This window comes from Winogradskyella sp. PE311 (genome assembly GCF_046545555.1).
Lineage (GTDB): Bacteria > Bacteroidota > Bacteroidia > Flavobacteriales > Flavobacteriaceae > Winogradskyella.
Genome location: NZ_JBHZTH010000002.1, coordinates 23,066 through 47,053 on the forward strand (window position 1 = coordinate 23,066; position 23,988 = coordinate 47,053).

11 protein-coding genes are annotated in these 23,988 nt (G+C 32.1%); 6 read left to right on the forward strand and 5 right to left on the reverse strand.

The window, feature by feature from the left end; genetic code table 11:
• The first annotated feature begins 9 nt into the window (after positions 1-9).
• The 3 genes from rplI (at position 10) to ACFWU4_RS09715 (ending at position 1,963) form a co-directional block, all read left to right on the forward strand.
• Positions 10-471 carry a 50S ribosomal protein L9 gene (rplI, locus tag ACFWU4_RS09705; RefSeq protein ID WP_411127303.1) on the forward strand — a complete coding sequence of 154 codons (462 nt, stop codon included), beginning with the start codon at positions 10-12 and terminating at the stop codon, positions 469-471.
• Between the two features lie 65 nt (positions 472-536).
• Complete coding sequence (locus ACFWU4_RS09710) at positions 537-1,406, forward strand: glycerophosphodiester phosphodiesterase family protein (RefSeq protein WP_411127304.1); 870 nt, start codon at positions 537-539, stop codon at positions 1,404-1,406.
• An 83-nt stretch (positions 1,407-1,489) separates the two neighbouring features.
• Positions 1,490-1,963 carry a DUF6495 family protein gene (locus ACFWU4_RS09715; RefSeq protein ID WP_411127842.1) on the forward strand — a complete coding sequence of 158 codons (474 nt, stop codon included), beginning with the start codon at positions 1,490-1,492 and terminating at the stop codon, positions 1,961-1,963.
• A 24-nt stretch (positions 1,964-1,987) separates the two neighbouring features.
• Here ACFWU4_RS09715 and ACFWU4_RS09720 read toward each other — a convergent pair whose 3' ends face one another.
• Positions 1,988-3,229 (reverse strand): ABC transporter permease, encoded by a 1,242-nt coding sequence (locus ACFWU4_RS09720; protein WP_411127306.1) that lies wholly within the window; start codon positions 3,227-3,229, stop codon positions 1,988-1,990.
• Positions 3,230-3,457: 228 nt separating this feature from the next.
• Here ACFWU4_RS09720 and hisS point away from each other — a divergent pair, with 228 nt between their 5' ends.
• Positions 3,458-4,843: a histidine--tRNA ligase gene (hisS, locus tag ACFWU4_RS09725; protein ID WP_411127308.1), complete on the forward strand. Its 1,386-nt coding sequence runs from the start codon at positions 3,458-3,460 to the stop codon at positions 4,841-4,843.
• A 283-nt stretch (positions 4,844-5,126) separates the two neighbouring features.
• Entirely contained in the window at positions 5,127-5,300 is a 174-nt protein-coding gene (locus tag ACFWU4_RS09730; protein WP_411127310.1) for a hypothetical protein, read from the forward strand.
• 146 nt (positions 5,301-5,446) lie between these two features.
• On the opposite strand, the gene ACFWU4_RS09735 is transcribed toward ACFWU4_RS09730, so the two are convergent.
• The 4 genes from ACFWU4_RS09735 to ACFWU4_RS09750 all read right to left on the reverse strand — a co-directional run bounded on the left by ACFWU4_RS09735 (position 5,447) and on the right by ACFWU4_RS09750 (position 17,289).
• A complete protein-coding gene (locus ACFWU4_RS09735) occupies positions 5,447-11,329 on the reverse strand; it encodes a choice-of-anchor D domain-containing protein (RefSeq protein WP_411127311.1) in 5,883 nt (1,960 codons plus the stop codon).
• A gap of 209 nt (positions 11,330-11,538) precedes the next feature.
• Complete coding sequence (locus tag ACFWU4_RS09740) at positions 11,539-13,179, reverse strand: M14 family zinc carboxypeptidase (RefSeq protein WP_411127313.1); 1,641 nt, start codon at positions 13,177-13,179, stop codon at positions 11,539-11,541.
• A gap of 206 nt (positions 13,180-13,385) precedes the next feature.
• Entirely contained in the window at positions 13,386-13,787 is a 402-nt protein-coding gene (locus tag ACFWU4_RS09745; RefSeq protein ID WP_411127315.1) for a DUF2452 domain-containing protein, read from the reverse strand.
• A 106-nt stretch (positions 13,788-13,893) separates the two neighbouring features.
• Positions 13,894-17,289, reverse strand: coding sequence for an amidohydrolase family protein (locus tag ACFWU4_RS09750; protein ID WP_411127317.1), 3,396 nt, complete (start codon positions 17,287-17,289; stop codon positions 13,894-13,896).
• A gap of 582 nt (positions 17,290-17,871) precedes the next feature.
• Here ACFWU4_RS09750 and ACFWU4_RS09755 point away from each other — a divergent pair.
• Entirely contained in the window at positions 17,872-23,949 is a 6,078-nt protein-coding gene (locus ACFWU4_RS09755) for an ATP-binding protein (RefSeq protein ID WP_411127319.1), read from the forward strand.
• The last annotated feature ends 39 nt before the right edge of the window (positions 23,950-23,988 follow it).

Consider the following 23,988-nt stretch of genomic DNA (forward strand, 5'->3'; position numbering starts at 1 on the left):
ATCATAACAATGGAACTTATATTAAAACAAGACGTTGAAAATTTAGGATTTAAAGACGATATTGTATCTGTTAAGAGCGGTTATGGTAGAAACTTTTTAATTCCTCAAGGACAAGCTGTAATGGCAACTAGTTCTGCAAAGAAAGTATTAGCTGAAACTTTAAAGCAAAGAAGCTTTAAAGAGAAGTCTATAATTGCAGATGCCGAAAAGACATCTGAAGCTCTAAAAGGATTAGATGTAAAGATTACTGCAAAGGCAGGAACAGGTGCAACAGCTGGTGATAAACTATTTGGCTCTATAACCAATATAGATTTAGCAGAAGCACTTAGAAAAGAAGGTCACGAAGTTGATAAGAAATATATTTCTATCAATGGTGGTAATATTAAGCGTTTAGGTCAGTACGAAGCAGCAATTAGATTGCACAGATCGGTAACTGTAGATTTCACTTTCGAAGTTATAGCTGACGCTTAAAATCTTTTTATAAATAATTTAAAACCGTTTAGTTCTTCTAAGCGGTTTTTTTATTCGGTTGAAATATGAAACGTTTTTATCTATTAATCATAATTTTAGTGCTTTTTGGTTGTAAAGACTCTAAAGTTGAGCAAGAAGAAATTGTATTAACAAAATCCAAGCCTGTTGCGATTTTTAAAGCTTCAAAACAGGACTATCCTAATATTAGTGTACATCGTGGTGGAAAAGGTTTAACGAATTATCCTGAGAATTGTTTAGAAACACTACAATTTATAAATGATAGTATCTCTGCAGTATATGAGATTGATGTGGCTCAAACTAAAGATGGACAATTAATATTAATGCACGATAACTCCATAGAAAGAACAACTAACGGAAGTGGCTCTGTAAAAGATATGACATATAATGAGTTGAAGGTTTATAATCTGGTCGATGATTACGGAAATGAAACTAATTTTAGAATTCCTTTGTTGACCGACGTATTAAATTGGAGCAAAGAGAATAATGTAATTTTAACAGTAGATATTAAACGCAGCGTAAAGCAAGAAGACGTCATAAACGCTATAAAAAAAGCAGATGCTATGGATGTAAGTATTATTATTACTTATAGTGTAGAGCAAGCACAATCAGCTTTTAATCTAGCGCCTGAGTTATTATTGTCGGTTTCTGCTAGAAATCATAATGAATTTGATAGATTATTAGAAACAGATATTCCTGTCGAAAATATGATAGCGTTTACAGGTACACGTTTATCTAATGCCTCTTTATATCAAAGATTACATGAACAAGGTATAGTTTGCATATTAGGTACACTTGGTAACTTAGATAAACAAGCTGCAGCTAGAGGAAACGATATGTATAAGAGATGGTATAACTTTGGTGCTAATATACTAGCTACCGATAGACCGTTTGATGCTTATAAGGCTATTAATTAAATTAATGACTAATGATATCTTGCAACTAGAGCGAGATGAAAAACAGATTCCGCTTTAAGTGCGGAACGCGATTTACAATTCAGATGAAATACGCAAGATTAACAAAAGAGCAGTTTGAAGAATTACACCAAGAGTTTATTAATTTCTTGGCAACCCAATCTATAACTGCTGATGAATGGAAGGAGATTAAAGAAAACAAACCAGAAGCTGCAGAACAAGAGTTAGATGTATTTAGTGATTTGGTTTGGTATGGAGTATTAGATAAAGTAAAATACTTAGAGCATATTTCACCTCAACAAATTCATTTATTTCAATGCAATGAAAATAGTATGAGATTAATTGCTTTAAAAATTGAAAGTGATAGTGTCGATTTTACAACAAAGGAAGGTTTTCAATGGTTACGTGATAACTTATTATCCGACTCACTTGAGTTTTTCAATGCAAAAAAAGAATACTCTAAAGACAAACATTTAGATATTTTTAAAATGATTCAAACAGGAGCAAATATTACTAAAGGAGAACTTTTTGAATATTTTGCAGGTTTAATAAAAGGCTAAGTACATTTCTGTAGATACAGAAATTTACTCATAACGTAAAGATTCGATAGGATCTAAACGAGCTGCTTTTGCAGCAGGATATACTCCAGAAATAACTGCTACAATAAAGGCAATACTCGTTGCCCAAAGCATTGCAACCCATGGAGTAGAAAATTCGAGACCAAAACCTTTGGCAACGCCAAAACCTATTAGTATACCTAAAATAATCCCTAATATACCGCCAAGCTGCCCAATAATTACGGTCTCCATGAAAAATTGAAAAGCTATTGTTTTACGTTTGGCACCTAAGGCTTTTCGTACACCTATTTCCCTTGTTCGTTCGCTTACAGAAACTAACATAATGTTCATTAATGCTATTGTCGATCCAAAAATTGTAATTATACTAATAATCCAAGCTGCAACGTATAAAGCAGCAGTATTTTCTGCGACTCTATTTAATAAGTCGTCGCTTCGTTCTAAACCAAAATCATTAGCTTCAATAGGATTTAAACCTCTTATGTTTCTAAATGTTAGAATTGCATCCTCTTGTGCTCCTTCTAACATATCAGTTTTTTCAACTTTAACACTAAGTGTGTAGTTTATATTAGCATTAGTGAATATAGATCGCGCTTTTTGTATGGGCATTATAACTCTTAAGTCTTGGTTGTTACCAAATGTAGAACCCTTTTCTTTTAAAACACCTATAACTTTAAATTTAGATCCTCTAACACTAATTGTTTTGTCAATAGGATTATCTTCAGGAAATAATGCCTTTTGCAAATCACTACCGATAACACAGACAGCATTACTATTTTCTATATCAAAGAAATTTAAAGCCCTGCCATTTTCTACTTCTAAACCAGAATTGTCTAAAAAATGTTCATTAGAGCCAATTACGGCAACTTCAGGATCTGTTTTTTTATTTTCAAACTTCACTTCTGCAGATGCAGTGCCATAGAAAGAAACCGCCACTTTTGTAAATGGAAAATCATAATTATCTTCAAAATCCTTTACATTTCTGTAATTGATTACAGGATTTATCTTCTGTCTATCTCTGCTACTTTGGCGCTGTGCTCTAAACTCATAACGTTGAAAATTAAAAGTGTTAGATCCCATAGAAGAGAAATTACTAGAAAGTGTGTTCTCTAAAGCTGAAACACCACTAAGAATACCTACCAATGCCATAATACCAATGGCAATAATTAAAACCGTTAAAATTGTACGTAGGAGTTGACTTTTAATAGAGCCAAAAGCAATTTTAAAATTCTCTCTAGCAAGTGAAAACATAGTTTTATATATAGTTAGTTGGGTTGTTATAAAAGTATAAGACTATTAAAACAGTATAAAGTTACTATAAAAACGAAATATCTTACTAAGACCTTTAAAATTTATAATATTTTTGTGACTTAAGTGGTTAAATTCATTTAATCACTTAAGTTACACTTAGCTTGTCGAGGTGTTGTTGAAAGAAAACAAAGTTTCACTAAAATAGATTCCCATTTTAAGGGAAATGTTATGGCACAAAAACCTAGTATACCTAAAGGGACCCGAGATTTTAATGCAGAGGAGGTCGCAAAGCGTTCTTATATCATGGAAACTATTAAGGATCAGTTTCAGGTATTTGGTTTTCAACCCATAGAAACACCTAGTTTTGAAAACTCGGAAACTTTAATGGGGAAGTATGGAGATGAAGGAGATCGGTTAATTTTTAAGATTTTGAATTCTGGTGAATATTTAAAGAAAGTACCAGACCAAGAGTATCAATTAAAATCTGAAGCATCGATAACATCTAGAATTTCGGAAAAAGCCCTACGCTATGACCTTACTGTACCATTCGCACGTTACGTAGTTCAACACCAAAACGAAATAGAATTCCCTTTTAAGCGCTACCAGATACAACCGGTTTGGCGAGCAGACCGTCCACAGAAAGGACGTTTTAGAGAATTTTATCAATGTGATGCAGATGTGGTAGGGTCCAAATCTTTATTTCAAGAAGTCGAGTTTGTACAACTTTATGATGCTGTTTTTTCTACTTTAAAATTAGACGGTGTTACAATTAAAATAAACAACCGTAAAATATTATCTGGTATTGCTGAGGTTATTGGAGCGCAAGATAAATTGATTGATTTTACTGTAGCTTTAGATAAACTAGATAAAATAGGTGAGGAGAAGGTAAAAGATGAAATGCGAGGTAAAGGGATTTCTGAAGACGGGATTTCTAAACTTCAACCTTTATTTACATTAACTGGTGATTTTGGCAGCCAGATAGAAAGTCTAAAATCTATTTTAAGTACTTCTGAAATTGGACTGAAAGGTATTGAAGAGCTTCAGTTTATCAATTCTGCGATATCAAGTTTAGGTTTAAAGACAGCAATGCTTCAATTAGACATTACTTTGGCTAGAGGCTTAAATTATTATACAGGTGCTATCTTTGAAGTTTCTGCTCCAGATGGTGTGAAAATGGGTTCTATAGGTGGAGGAGGTCGCTACGATGATCTTACAAGTATTTTTGGTAAACCAGATACGAGTGGAGTAGGTATTAGTTTTGGTCTAGATCGTATATACTTAGTTTTAGAAGAGTTAAATTTATTTCCTGCTACTATATCAGATTCTACAAAGGTATTATTTATCAATTTTGGTGAGAAAGAAGCGTTGGCCTGTTTAGAAGCAGTAACAAGGTTGAGAGAAGTTGGTGTAAGATCAGAGCTATACCCAGATTCAGCTAAAAACACAAAGCAGATGGGAAAACAAATGAACTATGCCAATCGCCGTAATATTCCTTTCGTGGTTCTTGTTGGCGATGAGGAATTAGCCGCAGACAAGTTTACATTAAAAAATATGACAACGGGAGAACAATATAAACTATCCAAGGCCGATCTTCTTGATACTCTAAAACAATAAATAACTTGTTTATTACTGCTTTGTTTTTAAAGTATGCTTTGGTAAATATTCTTTAAGTGTATCTATTTTTATTGTAAAATTCTGTAAATCCGCCCTTTTAGCTTTTTGTCGTTAAAAAGTAGTGATTTTTAATTTTTTTTGATGATTTTAGGTATCTCAGCTGTATTTTAGGTTCACAATTTCCACTTATCTAATAATCTGTTTGTTCATCTTAAGAATACGAATTAAGGCTCTTAATCTATGTTTCTTTGTTTTGAAGTTAAACCTTTATGCCTTAATCAGAATGAAAAAATTATTAGCCTCAATAATCTTTTTATTATTAGTGACAGCTGTATCATTTGCTCAGACAAAAGATACTTGTAATTCTTCTGTTAAAAATGAAAATATTAAAAAAGAAGTTTCGACGGCTTATACTTTTAGAGCTGAGGCAATAAAATTAAATCGTAAAAAAATTTAGAAATTATAAGTGTTAAGTCTTACAGAAAAAGTTTAAACATTAAAGTGAAAACTAAAAAGATCTGTTAATAAGATCTTTGGACAAATAAAAAAAGTCCTGACAGAATCAGGACTTTTTTGGTTAAGATTTAAGATTTGGGGCAAAATTTATTTTACTAAAACTTTTTTAGTTGATACCGAACCGCTTTCAGTATATAACTTAATTACATAAGTTCCAGTACTTAAATTCTTAACATCATATTCAGAGTAACCGCTCTCTGAAATATTTTCAATAGTATAAACAGATTGACCAAGTATATTAAAAAGCTCAATCGATTTTATGTCTATAAGGTTAGGATTTATTAAAACTATTTTTTCTATATCATTTGAGTATAGGACTTCTAAACTATTTTGAGTTTCATCATTCACGCCAAGTGAGTTAACAATCGAAGTAAATGTAATTTCAAAACGATTTAAATATTCTCCTGCATTTAAGAAAATCTCATAGTCATTAGATCTTAAATTGTGATAAAAGTCTAGCTCTATATCGTGCACAAATATTTCCATATCATTTGGTACATTTTCAAGTTCATCGATTGAAATTTTATTGATACCGTCACGACTTACAATTAATCCAAACGGATATGTTGTTCTATCATTAGCTTCATTATTTGCTTGTATTACAAATTTCTCATCATTAATTGTCCAGAACATATCATCTGTCTGCTCTTCATTTAAGCGTCCATCATAAGCCCAATCTATTCCTGGTGTAGTGTTCTCATCGATAGTTAACAACAATTGTCTGTGTAAGCGTAAATCATTATTAGCATCAAAACCAATTCTAAATTTCATGCGATCATCCGTATTAGTCGTTTGACCGTTGGAAGCATTAGCATTTCTAACAAATACAGAACTAGAACCACCCTCTTTTTGGAAGACTCGTTGATCGTTTTCAAAAGTTACTGTGCCATTACTAGATCCAGTAACAAAGAAACCTTGACTTACAGGAATATATCTTCCTGGTATTTTTGTACCAACTCCAACTTGTGCGACATCAGGGTCTGGAGCTGTAGCTGCTACACCACCAGATAATGTATAAACACCGTAACCTCCTTGATATTCTTGTAAGATATGAGAGCCTCCTCCCCAATGTTCCCAGAAGTATAATGTCCCAGACGTATTAGGATTATCTGCAATAAACTCATCTGCATCTATTGCCGAAGCGTAAGGGTTACCAACTAAATAATCGTTTCCTGCGTTAATATTTAAAGTTATATCTCCGTTATTTGGTTTACCTAAGAACACATAATTTTGTTCACCAGAAAGAGGTGAGGTGCCTGCACCTTTCATTGTAAACCCTTCACCTGCATTAAGGGTTCCTGTGCGTCTTACATGTTGCCATAAAGAATAGTCTCCACTAGTTTGGTTTACATATTTCCATATCCAATAATCTGAAATTGTTATTGGGCTAGAAGCACTACCATCATAACCTGTGTTTGTAAAGTTCACTGGGTTTGTGTCATCTAACATTATGTCTTGTACTGTATAGCGATAATCGTTAGTTGCAACATCTATGTCACCTACTGGTGCTGCCCAATAGTTGTAAGTATAGATGTCTGGTGTTCCTTGTTGATCTTTCTCTAACTCACCACTAACGGCAACTAAAAGGTCACTATTTTCTTCTTGTATTAATTGAGATTCTCCTTCTAAGTCAATCTTTCCAGTTAAACTTAGGTAGTGAGATACAGTTAATCCATTTCCTGTATTAGTATCATTATCACCATTAAGAGTTAATTCGTTAGCATCTACCAAGAGACCTAAAACATTTCTGTTGTCATTGCTAGCAGATGGTAGAGTAGAATTATCCATTGTAATATTATGAGATGTTCTAATGATATTCCAATCTACAGTAACATTTGCATCAACTATTGAAGCTGAACCAGGTATATATTGTTCTGTTCCGTTTGTCCAAGTTGCATTAGTCGTCCAATTTCCGTTTTGATCTGAGACATATGGTAAAGGCGCCGTTTGCCTGTCTACTGTATTTAAATTTTTAATAGCTGCAATATGGTTATTATCCGATTCGTCCTTTACATTAGTATAAGTATATCTATTCATTGGTAAATACATCTCTAATTCGGACCATGGAATAGAACCAACCTCATTTTTAGTTAGATTTTGAGGTATTATTTTCCCTGTTACAGTATTATCGGTAAACTCTTCGATTTCTTGGTTCATTACATAGCGCAATTGTTGAGCTGTAATTGCTGTATTCCAGATACGAACTTCATCTATTGTACCATCAAAATAATTAACAGGACTTCTATGATTAACTGCACCAACTAAGAAGTGTTCGCCAGGTGCACTTGCCGGAGCAGAAGCTGTGTAAGAAGTATCTTCGACACCATCAATATAGAATGTAGCGACTCCGCCAGTATAAATTACTGCTATATGGTGCCATTCATTTTGTGGTATGGCAATAGAAGCATTAAAAGCTCTTGACGTTCCGCCAGCATCTTTCCATACCAGTCTAGGAACGAAACCTTGTAAACGTAAAGAATAACCTACAGTCCATGGACCATCATCTCTTTTACCTAAAATATCTCTATTTGCTGTTTCAGCTCTAACCCATGTTGATATTGTAAATTCACTTCCTATATCTGCAACATCACCTGCATCTAAATAATCTTGTGATCCATCAAAAGTTACAGAACGCTCAAAATATTCTTCTGGTGCATAACCAAAAGTTACAAATTTTGTACCGTCAAAATCATAAGTAGTTTCTAGATTACCAGATCCATCAGGTCTCATTATAGTATAATTTGCAGAGGGGTCAAATAGCTCTGTATCAGATATGAACATGTAGTAATCTCCTGGTGCGACAACGTTGCGTATAGCATCTATAGGAATACTTAATTTTACTGTAGATACATCGGTACCTGTTTCTACAAATTTCCAGATACGAGAAATACGAGTAAATGTTACTTCAGAAGTTAGTACAGGAGCAACTCCCGAACTCATGTTCACTGTTATTGTACTTGGTGGATCTAGTTCTAAGTTCGCTCCATTATTTCCCCATATTAAGAAATCTCTATTTGTAATTGAGGTTGGATTACTATTTTTATTATCACTATTTGTATCATATATATCTGTAAGACCAATAGTAAGCACACCTTCTGTTCTTCCTAAACCATCACTAGCATTGTTAACACTTCTAGATTGTTTTTGATTAAGTTCTGACACGTCATCTCTTCCTATACCGGCAATATCGTAATTATACCCAGAATTGGCTGATTGGTCCCAAATAACGCTACCAGTACTATCTACGTAATCTTGTGAAGTACCATTTATACCAAGTGTAATACCATATTTTATAGCCAAATAGGATTGAATTCTATTTCTGGCTTGTGTTAAATCTCCATCATTATTAGTTGCTGAGTATGTAATTACTTCTGCAATACGACCATCGAAACTTCCATTCCAGTACTGACTTCTTCCTAACCAAAATTTTGTATTATTAATTGATGACCAATCTGGTATATCGTTAGATACATTGCCAATAGTATTGCCATTTAGATACATGTCTACTTCAGGATCAGGTACTGCAGTAGCATTATCTCTAATGTTCATTATATTAATCTGGTTATAATTAAAACTACCAGTAGCGTCGGCCTTTCCGTATCCTGGACCACCAGATGTACCTGAAGTTACACCAATACAATATGTAAAGAATTCGCCAGCTAATCGGTTTGTATAAGCTCCATATCCAAAACCAGTTACATCTTCCGTTTGTATATTAGGAGTACTTGGATCAGAACTGGTAAATGTATCTAAAGGTATCATACCTGTAGTAATTGTCGGATCTGGCATAATAACAACAAACATATCTGTACTATTAAAACCTCCGGTACCTGTTAATTCGTCTCTAGAACCATCACTGATAATATAAGTCAAATCTCTGTTAGCAGAATTATTATCATTTTCAAATTCAATAACTGGATTAAAATTGAAATTTCTTGCCGTATTATTTTGGTAAACAGGTTCTTGACCGCTAACCATTACTTCTGCATTATTACCTTTTCCGTTATCCACCCATTGGCTAACTAAAGATGAATTTGCAGCCTCATTAATTCCGTTAACCATATCTGCTTTTAACCATAAATCTAAATTTGCTGTAACACCACCTGGTGCTTCAGTAGGGGTGCAGTAACTGGTGCCAGTTATCGTAATATCATCTATATAAACATGATCATCGTCTTCAGTAGCATCACAACGTACCCTAAATCTTGATATTGTAGATGCTGGGAACGAATAATCACTACTTTTTAGAGTTACTATTTTACCATAAAAAATGGCAGAGTTAGAGGTTTCAAAATCTGCATTTTTATGAACTACTTGTCCACTTTCAAAAGCTTGAACTGTAGTCCAAGTTGCACCATTATCAGAACTATATTCTATCATAAAGTCTTCAAAACTGTCTTTTGTAGGAGGTGACGTGTAAACAGATTCCATACTATTTGGTGCGAAGAAAAATTTAAAATCTACTTTATCATAACCCGATAAGTTAAATGCAGGAGAATCAAATGATGAAGCAGATCCTGTTGGATCATCATCTCTTATACGCAAACTATAACTACCATTATAAGCCCATGTAGCGTTACTAACTCTAGATGCATCAACACCTCCAGAAGTCCAGCCATCTAAACCACTTTCAAAACCTGCAGTATGCACTACGGTTATACCACATGGTGGTGGTACAAAACCTGTACCTTGTATATTAAAGTTATATGGGTTTTCATTAGAATCATCATTTGCTATTGTTACTGTTGCAGTTCTAAGACCAATAGCACTTGGGTTAAATGTAATTGTAAAATTTGTACTTCCGCTACTTGCTATTGTATTACTTGGAGCTGCTGTTACAGTAAAATCTGCAGCATTTGCACCACCAATAATTGCATAAGGTGATACACCAATTAAGTTAAGCGTATTACCACCACCATTATTTTCAATAACAAAAGTATTTGCCATTGTGCCAGCCGCAATATCTACATTTCCGAAATCAGTACCATCAGCAAGGTCTGGTACAAGGTCACCATCTGCTATAGCGTTAGAGCTTCCAAAAACATCCATTTCTGCAGCCGGATTTATACCTGTTCCTTGTATATTAAAGTTGTATGGATCTTCATCACTATCATTATTAGCAATAGAAATAAAAGCCGTTCTTAATCCATCTGCACTAGGATTAAATGTAATTTGAAATGTTGTAGATCCACTAGCCACTATAGGTGTTGATGGTATACTTGTTAAAGTGAAATCTGCAGCATTGGTACCACCAATCGTTATATAAGGTGCAAGTGAAGTTAAGTTTAAATCTCCTGTACCTTGATTTTGAATTGTGAATGTATGTGCTGATGTGCCAGCAACGGTATTAACATTGCCAAAATCAGTATCATCGGCTGCAGCAGGAGTTGTATCACCATCTACGATGGATATAGCGTTACCTTGAATATTCATTTCTGGAGTTGCTGCACCAGCACTTATATTAAGTGTGTAATCTTCAACCTCACCAAAACTAAAAGAACCGCAAGAAGCTGGGATGGTATTATATGCCATGCTTACACGCATACGTGTGTTTCCTAAAGTAGCTGTGACTGGGATAGTAAAGCTTCCAGAAACGGGAGTTGTTGTCGTTGCAGTTCGCGTATAAACTTGTTCACCAGGATCTGCAAAGTCATCATCCTGATTGTAATCTACCCAGACAGAATACCCTTCTGAGTAAGTAGGACCTACCCAAGTAGGAGTGATTGTTATTGTATATGCTGTTGATCGTGTTACGTTACCAATAATACCTGTATAATTAGAATATCCTGTGCTAGTTATACCAGCTCCAGTAGAATTATCAATTGTAGCTCCTAACTGTACTCTGCCAATATATTCGTCGGCTGTACTGTTACCATTAGAAGCACAATACTGTGCGAAGCTAAAACTTGTGAATAAGAATGCACATACCAAAAGTGCATACCTAGGAAATGGCTGAGTAATATTTTTCATAATGCGGTTAAGTTTAGTTTGGGACTAAAATTATGGCGTAAACTTACAATAAACATCTATAAAATGCAAAAATAATCGACGAAATACACTTATGTGATATAAGTTATTGATAATCAATTAAGTAAAATTAAGTGCTAATGCAGGATTTAGGCTATTTCTTTGTTGTAAGAGAAATTTTTCAGCAAGATTACTTTAATTAACAATTTGTTTTATCGAAAAGTTTGAATATTCATTACCAAATTTAGCCATGCTCTAGAGTTTTTAGCCTCAGATTGGTGGTTCGTCTTTTTAATACCTTCTAAGATATAATTGCTCTTGTAAGTATTAGATGTAATAGAGGATTCTATTGGAGATAAGATTGAGGACATAAAAACATTCTCTAATGTTTTGGTTTCATAGTTTCCTATAATTTCATTAGATAAAATTATAGGACGATAATTAGGAGCTTCGAAAATAAGGTCATATTTACCAGCATATATTGGTCTGTAAAAATCTCCATCAATGTCAGTTATAGTCCAAGATCCATGTGCATCATGTCCAATAACTTTTACTGTAGTTCCTTTTATGGGTAGGCCAGTTTCTGCATCTTTAACGACACCTCTAAATCCATAAGTTCCTTGTTCTAAATAGCTTATAAGTGCTTCTTTGTTGTAATTCCATAAACTGTTAAGCTGATTAGCATATGGCTTTTTTATTTCCGATAATTCTACTGTTAGCTCTTTGCATTGATGGCTATGATTCATATAATCTTGGCGACTACCATAAATGCGGTACCAATCGGCTCCATTAGTGACTCCATTATTTTCGTCGTCCATGTAGCCATTTGGCGCTACTTCCTGTGCGATATCTCTGTACTCTCCAGCGGTTAATTTCCACCAAGAGTCATCAGCATGTCTTTCAAACGTATTATCCCAAGGATAATTTACTAATTCACTTCCACCATGAAAATTTGCAGCGGTTACAAAATGGTGCTTTTCTGCCAATTCCATGAATAATAATGTTTCAGATTGATAATTCTCATTATCTGAATGTGCGCCATTTATATTGTCTGGATAATTTCTATTTAAGTCTATATTATTAAAATTACCACGTCTTGCATTTGCGACAGAGGTGTTATTTCTGCTTAAATGATAAGTTCCGTCAGGATTTGCATTAGGATTAATCCAAATTTCAGAACCATTAATTAGTTTAAAAATTCTTTTATGATCTGGGTGTGATTCGGTTTTATAGGCGGTAATTAAATAGTCTATTAAATTCAGCATCATTGTAAAACCAGCTATTTCATCACCATGCATTGATGAGGTGTAAAGTAATTTTGGCTCAGCTTCATCTATAGAAATATTATCAGAAATTTTTACAAATAGTATTTCTTTATCTCCTTGTTCTGTGGAACCAATACTAAAAAAGTTTACGATGTCTGAATGCTCAGTTTCAAAGTTCTGCATTTGAGACGCATAATCAGAATAAGTCGGATATGCTTTTAGAGGGAAATCTAATGTATATCCTTGTTTTGTATTCTTAGAATATCCACTTATTTTATTGGACATTAATCGTTGATTAATATCATTATCTGCTTTAAAGACTTTATAAGGTATTTTTAGTTCTAGGAATTTTTTGAACTGATTTTCATTTGCCCAGGCTTTAACTTCTTTGGTGCTAACATTAAAATTAATAATAGTCAAATCTTCAGAAAACTCTTTTAATTGTATTTCATTCCCGATTGTAAATGTAAAGGTAACTTCACCTTGAATATTGAGTAGGTTATCAATATCACTGTTAAGTAGTTCTTGTGCATATGCTGATATAAAAAGCATAGTAGATGTAACTACACTTAGTATAATTTTTTTCATCAGATTTGGGGTTAATGAAATTAATTAGAAGGCTAATATATCAATTAATTTGCATTTTAATCTATAAAAAGCATAAAAAACCGATGAAATACATAAAATTATAAGAATTTAGAATAATGAAGTGTTACAAACAATTCAGTTTAGAGCATCATAAACCAAGTTTGTGAACTAAATTCTAAAATTTAAAAAAGTTTAAAAATTGGGTACTATTGCTTGTGCCAAATTCCATCAGCGTCAAGATAGAAACTGCCAATATGATTAAAATTACATTCTTCTGGTGCTATAATAGAAAGGAAAGTAGAGTTATCTTCTCGTAAATACAAATGATAAATATCTCCAACTACAGGCTCAAAACTAAACTTTGCAGCATATACTAGATTATTGTATTCGTATTGCTCTATCATTTTTTCATATTCAGCTTTTAATTCATTGTACTTAGCCTGAACATGTTTATTTACTTTGTTGATATTTCGATTTTTCCAAGCTAAAGAATCTGTAGTTGTAATTACTGGTGCAGAAACGTTAGTAGCGTAAGGCTTAAGATGTGCGTCGTATCTTTCGGTCTCTGTGTTAAAAACAACTTGATCTGGTTTCTTTTCTTTTTTCATCCTGAAATTATATCTAAGCAATAAATACAAAGTTAAGCATAACTTATTGCAAAGAAAAAGCCGTTACTATATTAGTAACAGCTTTAACTTAAGATTAAGATTTATATTAATTTTTTACACCAGGTAATCCTTCTGGCCGTTTTGTTTGCCAATGAAATTTTTCAGCCTTCTTTTTAATAGGTGCTATTTCGTCTAACGTATTAGCGTCGTAAACAATACCATTTTTTATGACATGAGTTAGGGTATTAGTATGTCTTAAATTATCAATTGGATTGTCATTCATTATTAAAATATCAGCGATTTTCCCAACTTCTAAAGTCCCTAAATCTTTATCTAGGCCAAGCGCTTCGCAACCTTTTATTGTCGCCAAACGCAGAGCGTCATAATTGCTCATACCTCCACTTGCAACAGCCCATAATTCCCAATGGAAGCCTAAGCCTTGTAGTTGCCCATGACTACCAATTCCACCAATACCATCTGCTTCTATGAGATCCTTCATAAACTCAGCATGCTTTTTAAAGACATGTTCTTCATCCATAAACCAGCCAGGTCTGCGTCTTGATTTTTGAGCAAGTTCTGCGTATGGTGTAAAGTGTTGCATCTTTTTGTCTGCATATGGGTTTTCTCTAGAGTAGAAGTAATTCTCCGCCCAAGGACCACCATAACTTACTAAAAGTGTTGGAGTAATTGCCATTTTAGATTTCGCAGCAGTTTGTATAACATCATCAAATATTGGGTAAATAGGGAACGAATGTTCGTGGCCAGGATTACCGTCAATCATATTTACCATATTTTGTTTAAAATCTAGACCTCCTTCTGTTGTAGGCATTAGCTTTAATTCTTTAGCAGCCATAATTAACCATTGTCTTTGCTGACGATTACCAACGATATAGCTTTTAATACTTTTAGTATTATAATATTCGCTATACTGTTTTAAAATGTCTTTAGCATGTTCTAAGCTTTGTATATTATAAGCCCAAAAACCAACTCCAGGTCCAGTGCTATAGACTCTTGGTCCATGAATCATACCAGATTCTACCATGTCTGAATATGTTAATACATCTGTAGTCGCAGTCTGAGGGTCTCTGGTGGTAGTGACACCATAAGCTAGGTTAGCCGAGTATATCCAAACCTGATTTTTATGAACTCCCCAATTTGGCCACATATGTGCATGTGTATCTACAAAACCGGGTGTAACAGTTTTTCCTGAAATATCAATTGTTTTTGCATTCGAAGGCACATCAAAACTTCCTGAAGTACCAACTCTTTTAATTCGGTTATTTTCTATAAGAATATCACCGTTTTCTATTATATTTCCCCCCTTCATAGTAATGATTCTACCTCCCTTTAGTAAGGTAATTCCTTTTGGAATTGCACGTTTGTACTTTACCTTTACTTTATATTCATCAGCCTTAAATATTGACTTTACTTTATCTTTATCTTTTTTATCTTCTGTATTGATAGAATCTGTTTTCTTTTCGGAGTTTTTGAGTTCTTTTTCCTTCTTTTTAGCCAATACGAGGCTATCGTTAAATACTTTTCCTTTGATTAGATCATAAGTAAAATGACTTGAACCTAAGGACCAGTGTACTTTTTTACTATCATAAGACCAAGCCGGGAATTCACCACCAATTACTGTTAATTTATTTGCAGGGAATGCCGATTTTTCGGCCTTTGCAAGCGATATTGAAGGGGTTGTACCTATCATAGGAATTAAAACCGAATAGATATCATTATTTATTTTTGCCAAGGCAAGTTTGCCATTTGGTGAAATTTTTATCTCACTAGGTCGAGAAGCTGTATTATTTTCTCTCCAGCCGTCTTCGTGAGTTGGCATAGCCGTCTCATCATGATCCTTACCAAACACATCAGATGAACCATAAGTTTTTATACCAGTTAGCTTTAGATGTTCTTTTTCATCACTTCCGTCCCATCTAATTGATATTAGACCTTTGCCACCGTGATTTAAATAAATTCGGTCATTTACTTTTGTGAAATGAGGTCTTGTTCTGCCTTTGGATTTATCGATGACTGTAATAGAACCACCGTCGGAAGAAATCCATGCAAGTTCTTCATAAACCCTTCCGTTAAATGGATTAATTGCATCATCGTAGGTTTGTGCGGCCCCCTTTATAAAAGTAATACGGTTTCTTTTAAACGACCAAGCTGGATTAGAATATATACCGCGCTCTTTTGTAAGTTTGGTAGGTTTACCTTTTCCGGTAGTATTAACCTTATATAAATGTCCGCCATTAGGTTTCCATGTAGTAAAAACTATTTGTTTTCCATCTGGTGACCAATCTGGCATGGCTTCAGTAAAATTGTGATCTGTAAGTCGTTTTGGAGTTCCATTAGGTAATTCCATAACATATAACCTGTTTAATGCTGTAAAAGCTATATGCTTTCCATCAGGAGATGGTTTAGTGTCTCTGATCTGCGTTACAAATGCTTCAGGCGAATCGTCAATAGGATATTTAAAATTGAGTATTGGCCCTAAATCTAAATCTACATCAACAGAAAAAGGTATCTCAACAGCTTTCTTATCTAAAATGCTAATACTGTATATTTTTCCTCCATAAGAAGTAATTAAGTTCTTACTATCTGGAGTAAATGCCATCGCCGGTAAGACACCAAGTGGAGCGATTGATTCTTGGTCGTCACGTTGCACAGGATAAGCCAACCAACGTTCTTCGCCAGTATTAAGATTACGAAGAACTAAACCTGTATGTTCTTCAAAACGACTACCATAAACCATCCATTTACCATCGTCAGATAGAGTCGGAGTAAAAGCAGATCCGTAACGAGATGTTATCATTTCGGTATCAGCATCCTCACGGTCAAAACTCATAATCTGATACTGTGGTAATTGAGCATTATAATTCCATGCACCTGTTCGACTAGAAAAATAGATATGTTTGCCATCTGCACTAAATGCAGGGTCAATAAATTTTTGCGATTTTTGCTTACTTAATAAATTGGCTCCAGAACCACCATCCTTATGCACTAAAAAGGGTTTTATATTACGTCGGCCACGCGTGCCAATGATATAATCTCCGTCTGGACTCCAATCTGCGGATACATGATATTTATTTTTATCTTTCGTAATTTGTTTCTGTTCTTTTGAAGCTAAATCCATAGTCCAAAGATTGTCAGAACCACTTTTGTCAGAAATAAATAAAATACTCTTTCCGTTGGGACTGTAGCGTGGATGAACATCGTAAGGCATACCTTTTGTAATTCTATTAGCTTTTCCACCAGTGATAGGAATGGTATAAAGGTCACCCATCATATCAAACATAATAGTTTTTCCATCTGGGCTAACATCTACAGAAATCCAAGTTCCTTTATCTGTTGTAAAATTAACTTTTCTGGTTGGTTCTAAAGGGAGTTCTTTCGTCGCCTTTTTTGTAGAATCCTTTGTTTTAGAATTGTTTTGTGATTTTAAAGTAGTAATTGAAAAAATTAGGAGTAGGGCAATGTAAAAGTTTAAGTGCTTTTTCATATGTGATTGATAGAATTAATTAAGTCATTAAAAATAAGGAAATTAATGATTGAAAATTGTTAATTTAAAAAGTTGAAGTAATTAGGTCACAATAATTAGCTTCTAAACAATTATCTCCTTGTAATTTCTTTTGTCATATATAAAAAAAATAGTCTAGTACATATGTACTAGACTATTACTATTGTAGCGAGAACGAGAATTGAACTCGTGACCTCCGGGTTATGAATTTAACCCAAATATTTTTATTTAACTGATAATCAGAATATTAAAAATTACAAAAACTTAAATCGTGTTCCAAATCGTGTTCAGTTTCGTGTTCACTTTTTGTTTGTATTAATAGATTATAAAAATAAGCAATAAAATTTCTTTAAGAGCCTTCATAATTACATTTCGAAGTTGATATTTGCTTTTCACCTAAATAATAAATTCAATATGTTAAAAAAAATTAACTTATAACGAATTTCAAATGTACCTCTCCTTAAAGGTTGAAATTCAGATTATCTCCTGTTGGCTCTTTAAAAATTTATTATCAAATTTTGGTAATAAACTTATCATTTTACATTATCAAAAAAAGTTGATTTTATGCCGGAGCAAAGTCAAAATGACCCATTAAGTAAAAATTTTAAAAATTATTTATCTTCTAATCTTTTTAAGATTAAACCAATTTTATTAGAGCTTCCTAACTATAAGTTCTTTCATACCTCAATGAAAGAAAATGATAAGAGGAATAGTCGTTTTGTTGGAAGAGATGATATTATCAATAAAATTTTAAGTTTTATTCATGAAACTTCTAGTAATACAGGTTCTTATTTAATTACAGGATTTAGAGGTATGGGAAAGACTTCCGTAGTAAATAAAGCATTGGGGACACTGAATTCAAAGCCTAAGAGTCTTCGTTTTGTTCTTCTATGGTTAGCACTGATGCCATTTGTTTTTATGTCTTCAAAAATTGTTAGATTCATTGACAAGATAAAATTTGATACTTCTGGCGATATTATTGTTTTTTTATTACTCTTAGTAATTATATGTATAACTTTTGTTTTATTAGGTAAGGAGAACTTTAGAAGAGATAAAGTTGCTACTAAAGATAAGAAGGAAAGATATTTTCAATTTTTTAAATCAGGAGTTGAATCACTTTTAAACCCAAAATTCAACAAAAGTAAGCTCTTATTTTATTCTAATCTTAGAGATGTATTTATTTATTGTGCTACACTATCTTTTTACACTTGCTGCACCTACATAATGTGGAATGCATTAAATTATCCGGGAAATGAAGTAGGTGGTATTCAAATATCTCATTTATCATTTTGGACAATTACCTTAGGGTTATCATTAACTTATCCTCTTATTGATTTGTATATAGCATTTGTTGAAGTTCAAAAAGATCAAGGATCTGACAGTCCTTTATTAAGAGGTCAAATCTTAGGCGCTATTTCAATTGTGTTTCTTTTTAGCCATGGGCTGTTTATGTTGGCTGTTATATCAAAATGGGACTTATTTGTTAATCCATCTGATAGTGACTTCTTAATTATATTTTGTGGAGTTTTAGTAATTATGGCTTTGATAGTTTGGGCTAAATATCAGATCTTATCTAGAAGAAATAATCGAAATCAAAAGGTATATAGAAGTGTACTCAGTAGAATAACAGGATTCTTTAATTTTCAACATTATATTACAGTTAATGTAAATCTCGGGAAAGATAAACTTACAGAAAAAGATGTTTTAAAATATATAACTAATGAGTTGTATAAAGTTTATTCTGATTGGTTTACAAATTATAAAAATTTAAAACGTTTTTTAAATATTTCGGGACTCTTAACTTTGCTATACTTGGTAGTTACAATCTTTTATATAGGCTTTCTAGGGTCCGAATTCTCTACCTTTAGTAATAAGACGATTAGTACTTCATATTACTTCCCGAGCCAATCTCTACTTGTTTCAAGACAAGGAATTACTGCTTCTGAGGTTGGGCAGTTGTTTTATTTTACTGATCCAGATACAAAAAAAACAAGGCAAGCGACTCTTGATGAGTATGTGTCTAAAATAGATAGCGAGTTAACTGCGTATTATAGGGATATAATTAATAAAAAAAATAAAACGTTAAATAAAAATATCCCTGATTCTACAGTCAACTTTAATATGGATAATATTAAATTATTTAATGAAGCCGTTTATTGGAAAAGTCATGAAGATAAAAACGGAAACCGTTCAATATGGGCTAATGTCCATTATGGAATTATTCAGGTTTGTAATGAATTAGATTACCTGACATTAAAGTTTTGGATAAATCTGAAAAGAGTATTATTTCATGATCATTTCGATAACAATTCAGATATATCTTCAAAACTCGTAAATACAATTTACCCAAGTGTACCTATTTTATTTGTTTATTTTTTTATGATTTTATTTTTAATAAGTTTAAGATTAATACCTAAAAGGTTTATTCTAATTAGTACTCACTTCCATACACTATTACAATTAAAAAATATTAAAAAACAAATTGAAGCATCAATAACTTATGAGGAAAATGCAAATGCGGTTGCAATGCAATCTTCTTTATTTAATTTTAAGAAGAAAACAGATTATTTACCTCTTGAGTCTAAAGATATTACTCAAAAACTTATTCACTTATTAGATGAGGTTGATAAAATATCAGCATTATTTATAAAGGTGAAATTTGTTTTTGTTTTTGATGAGTTAGATAAAATTAATCCACATAATACTGTGGTACTCTCATCAAAAGAAGACGAATTTGAAACTGATCATAATGAGGTTAGATATCAAGCTAGACGGAAAGAGAGAATTGCCCTTATTTTATCTAGTATGAAGCATTTTTTAAATTCATCTAAAGCAAAATTCATATTTATTGCAGGTCGTGAAATGTATGATGCAGCATTAGCGGGTATTTCTGATCGAGAATCAAGTTTAGACAGTATTTTTAGTGATAATAAGATTTATGTTCATAGTTTTTATACGGAAGAAGCTGACGGAAATAAAAGTGATATTACAAGTATTACAGAACAATATTTATGTCAGTTTTTAATACCAGAATCTTTTTTATCAAAAGTAAAAGATAAACCAAGTTTGAACCTTTATAATCAATATTTATCAGCTTATTATACTGAGAAGAATATACCTCAACACGATAAAAAAAGACAAAAAATTATTACCACTTTAAAGGATTTTATTGTGTATTTGAGTTATCGAAGTAACGGAGCTCCCAGAAAACTATCTAATTTAATTGAACAGTATGTGAAACCAGTTTTGTTAGATGATTTGATTGATGATAATAGTGTTATTGTAGGTAGAAATGATAGTAATTTATATCTAAATATAGGTTATTATGACCAATATAAATTTTCATTAATCTCATCAATGACTACACCGATTTTTTTAGGAATTGGTAATTTTCTTCATGAATATAGTGATAAGCTTTTAGTTTCAATTAGTTATATGCTAGATCATCTCTACAAGTTTCATAAATTTGGAATATCCTATAGGAGTTTATCTTTAACTCCCGAAATTATTGACATTAATAAAGAACCACAATTTAGAGAGTTTTTGGATAAATTGGTACAGTCTTTATCTCAAAGTCATTTAAGACCAATAGTAAGTGGCATCTATGACTATAAATTTCACAGTAAAATTTCTTCAGAAATAAAATTTTTATCAAAAATTGATGAATTAGAAGGTGCAGCTTTAAATTTCACTTTGGATGAGTCAATTGAGTTAAAACGTTATTTCAATAAGAGACTAGAACAACTTACTAATAATAAGAATAACAATCATTTGAGTCTAAGTATAAACGATGAACAACACATAAATAATAAAGGCTTATTGCATGTTATGATTGGTGATTTGCATTTTTATGACGAGGAATACCATGAGGCAATTTCTCATTATTTGGAATCAATACAAAATCTTAGACAAATTAGTATAAGAGAAATGAAGCTATACGACTTCATTTTATTTGTAAGAAACAAATTAAAGTTAGGCTTGGCTTATGAAAAGAATAAGATGTATGACAATGCTTTAATGACATATTCTGAGCTAACGGATTTAATACTCAGAAAAAGAAATATGCCAATACGTAAATTTGGTTTAGCTCGTTTTATCGTCACTCCAAGTCAGCTACTTTTAATTTATAAAAGTAAGAGCGGAACCTCATTAGAGAAAATTTCGTCAGCAGAGCGTTTGCATAACCTAAAGGAACATATCGATAAAGTGGCAGAGAGATTTAGTCAAAAGAAGAAAAAATCTAAAGAGCTATGTTTTACAACTTCAAATTTTATGCAAAAAGAGCTTGTTGTGTTAGGAAGATTAAAACCAGAGGTTGTTGCAGAAATTGATGAGGTTGATCATCAAAGGCATTCTGATAAGTGGAAACGTATTTACCCATTATCCGATATGGAAGTCTATTATGGTCTTAACTCTGAGGGTTTAATACAAGATTTAGATTCAATCGATACCAATTATAAGCCGTTAAAGAACTATTTCTTACAGTCAACTCTAGAAAATATGAGATTGCTTTATCAACCACTAATTGCAAAACTTCATATGATTGAAAAATCAGGTTCAGATAAACTAAAGGATATTGATATTACTCGTTCTATTGAAGAGTTTAATTTTATAAAAAGGCCTCTTAAAACTAATGAGAAAAGAGTCGTTGTGTCTGAGTTTTATAATAAAATAGGAGATTTACTATATTTTAAAAATGGCACTTTAAATAAATGTTTGAAAAAACAAATACTTACACATTTAGAGCGTCTTGTTTCTTTTAAAAAAGAGGATAATGTAAAAACGATTGCAAATTTAGAACAATATATTACATCCGAATTAACTACTCTTCTAATCAAAAATAAAAAACCACGGAATAAGAAAATAAAAAAGGTAAGGCAAAGTATCATTTTTAAGTTAAATCAATTAACGCCTTTGAGTGATGAAAATAATGAATTGAAAATAAAAGAATTGGAAACACAAGTTAGATTTGGTTTAAAGCTTTTGAAGAGTTCAAAAAAAGAAGAGTTACAACGTAATCTTAAATGTTTAATAGAAAAGTTAACTCATGATCTTCATGAAATTAATCTTTTGGATAAGGGCGTTAGTCAAAAACAGGTTAAAAGCTTAAAAAATTTACTGTTATCACCAATTGATGCAACTGTATTTTATATTAAATCATTAGCAGTTTTATTAATACCAGCACACGAGGTTTGCGAAAAAGATTTAGAACAATTAAAATCAAATGAAGTTGATTTATTAGCCTATTATTCTGCTTTAGAACTTAATACTCATGATAACTATTATGAGTTCTTTAAAGTATTGGGCGAGAACCTTAAGGGAATAAGAATGAAGCTTGATATAATAACAGAAAAAAATAATTACAGTTTTAAAGAGCGCTATACACAGGAGTATCTTAGTTCTATTGCTAACGGTACTATAGATCTAGCTGAAGCGCTATCTAGCTTTGTAATTGATAGTTATACAAATGAAAATTTACCAAACCAATTTTCTTATATTTTTAAAAATATTGGATTAAAGTTAAAAGACATTTTATGCTTATACTATGAGGCATTTGAGATTTATTACAACATAGGAAGTTACAGGTTAGCTAAATCTCAACTACTCAAAATATTACATATTCTTAGGGAGGCTACAATTAGAGGTAAATGTAAAGACCTTTTAGTTAAGAACTGTAAAATAGTAAAAGATAAAACTATAAAAGACATTTTAGAAGTTGCTATTAAATGTGTTTACGCAACTTATGGACAAAGTCATTTTATTGAAGGTAAAAAGATATCAGAGTTTTTTAATACCCATAATTTCTTAGAATATAACGTTAAATCAAGTTTATCAAAATCTAATGTTACGATTGAAATAAATGAAATTATCCTTTTGTACTGGCGAATAAAATTAAATAAAATAGAAAAAGATAAGGATCATGATATTTTAGAATTTTATCAGATGATAACCAAAAATATTAATAGTCTTTCTTTAATAAGGAGAAAGCATAATAGAATATTAGAGTTAAGATTGAAATTGAAGATTAATAGAATTATGTTTGATCGATATTTTGATAAGCTTAGTGACCATCATATTAAAACAGGTTCAAAAGATTTTGAAGAATATCTTAATTCTGAGTCTCTTACAAAAGATGAGTTTAAAACTTTTTTAATTTTAGATAGTTTAGGCGCCAATACTGAAGTTTTAAAATCACATTATCTTTTTGACATTAATTACGTAACAACAAACCACAATCAATTAGCGAAAGCACATTTATCAATGTCTTATTGGAGTATGCAATTTGATCAATTAAATAAAAAAGGGAGTTATACTAGAACTTTAGAGGATCAAGTTTTGAATACCAAGACATCAATGAATGTTAATGAAGCTTATCACCTTAGTTTAGCTTTAGAATTTAACAAAAAAGTTCAAGACTTTCATTCAAGAGGTGAATCATATAACGTGTTCATTAAGAGTGCTTCTTATTTAGACGACTTTTTTAATGATAATTTAATCCATTTTTCTCTGGCTGTTGAGCGCAATACGATTCATGAAAGAGAGTGTGGTACTGATTTGTTTATTTCGAAAATAGAAGGTGAGATTAATTTATTAAAAGTAGGTAAAGAAAAACCATTTGATTATAATTTCTATTTTAATTAAGTAATAAATTTTAATCAGGACTAGTTTTTATAATAAAAG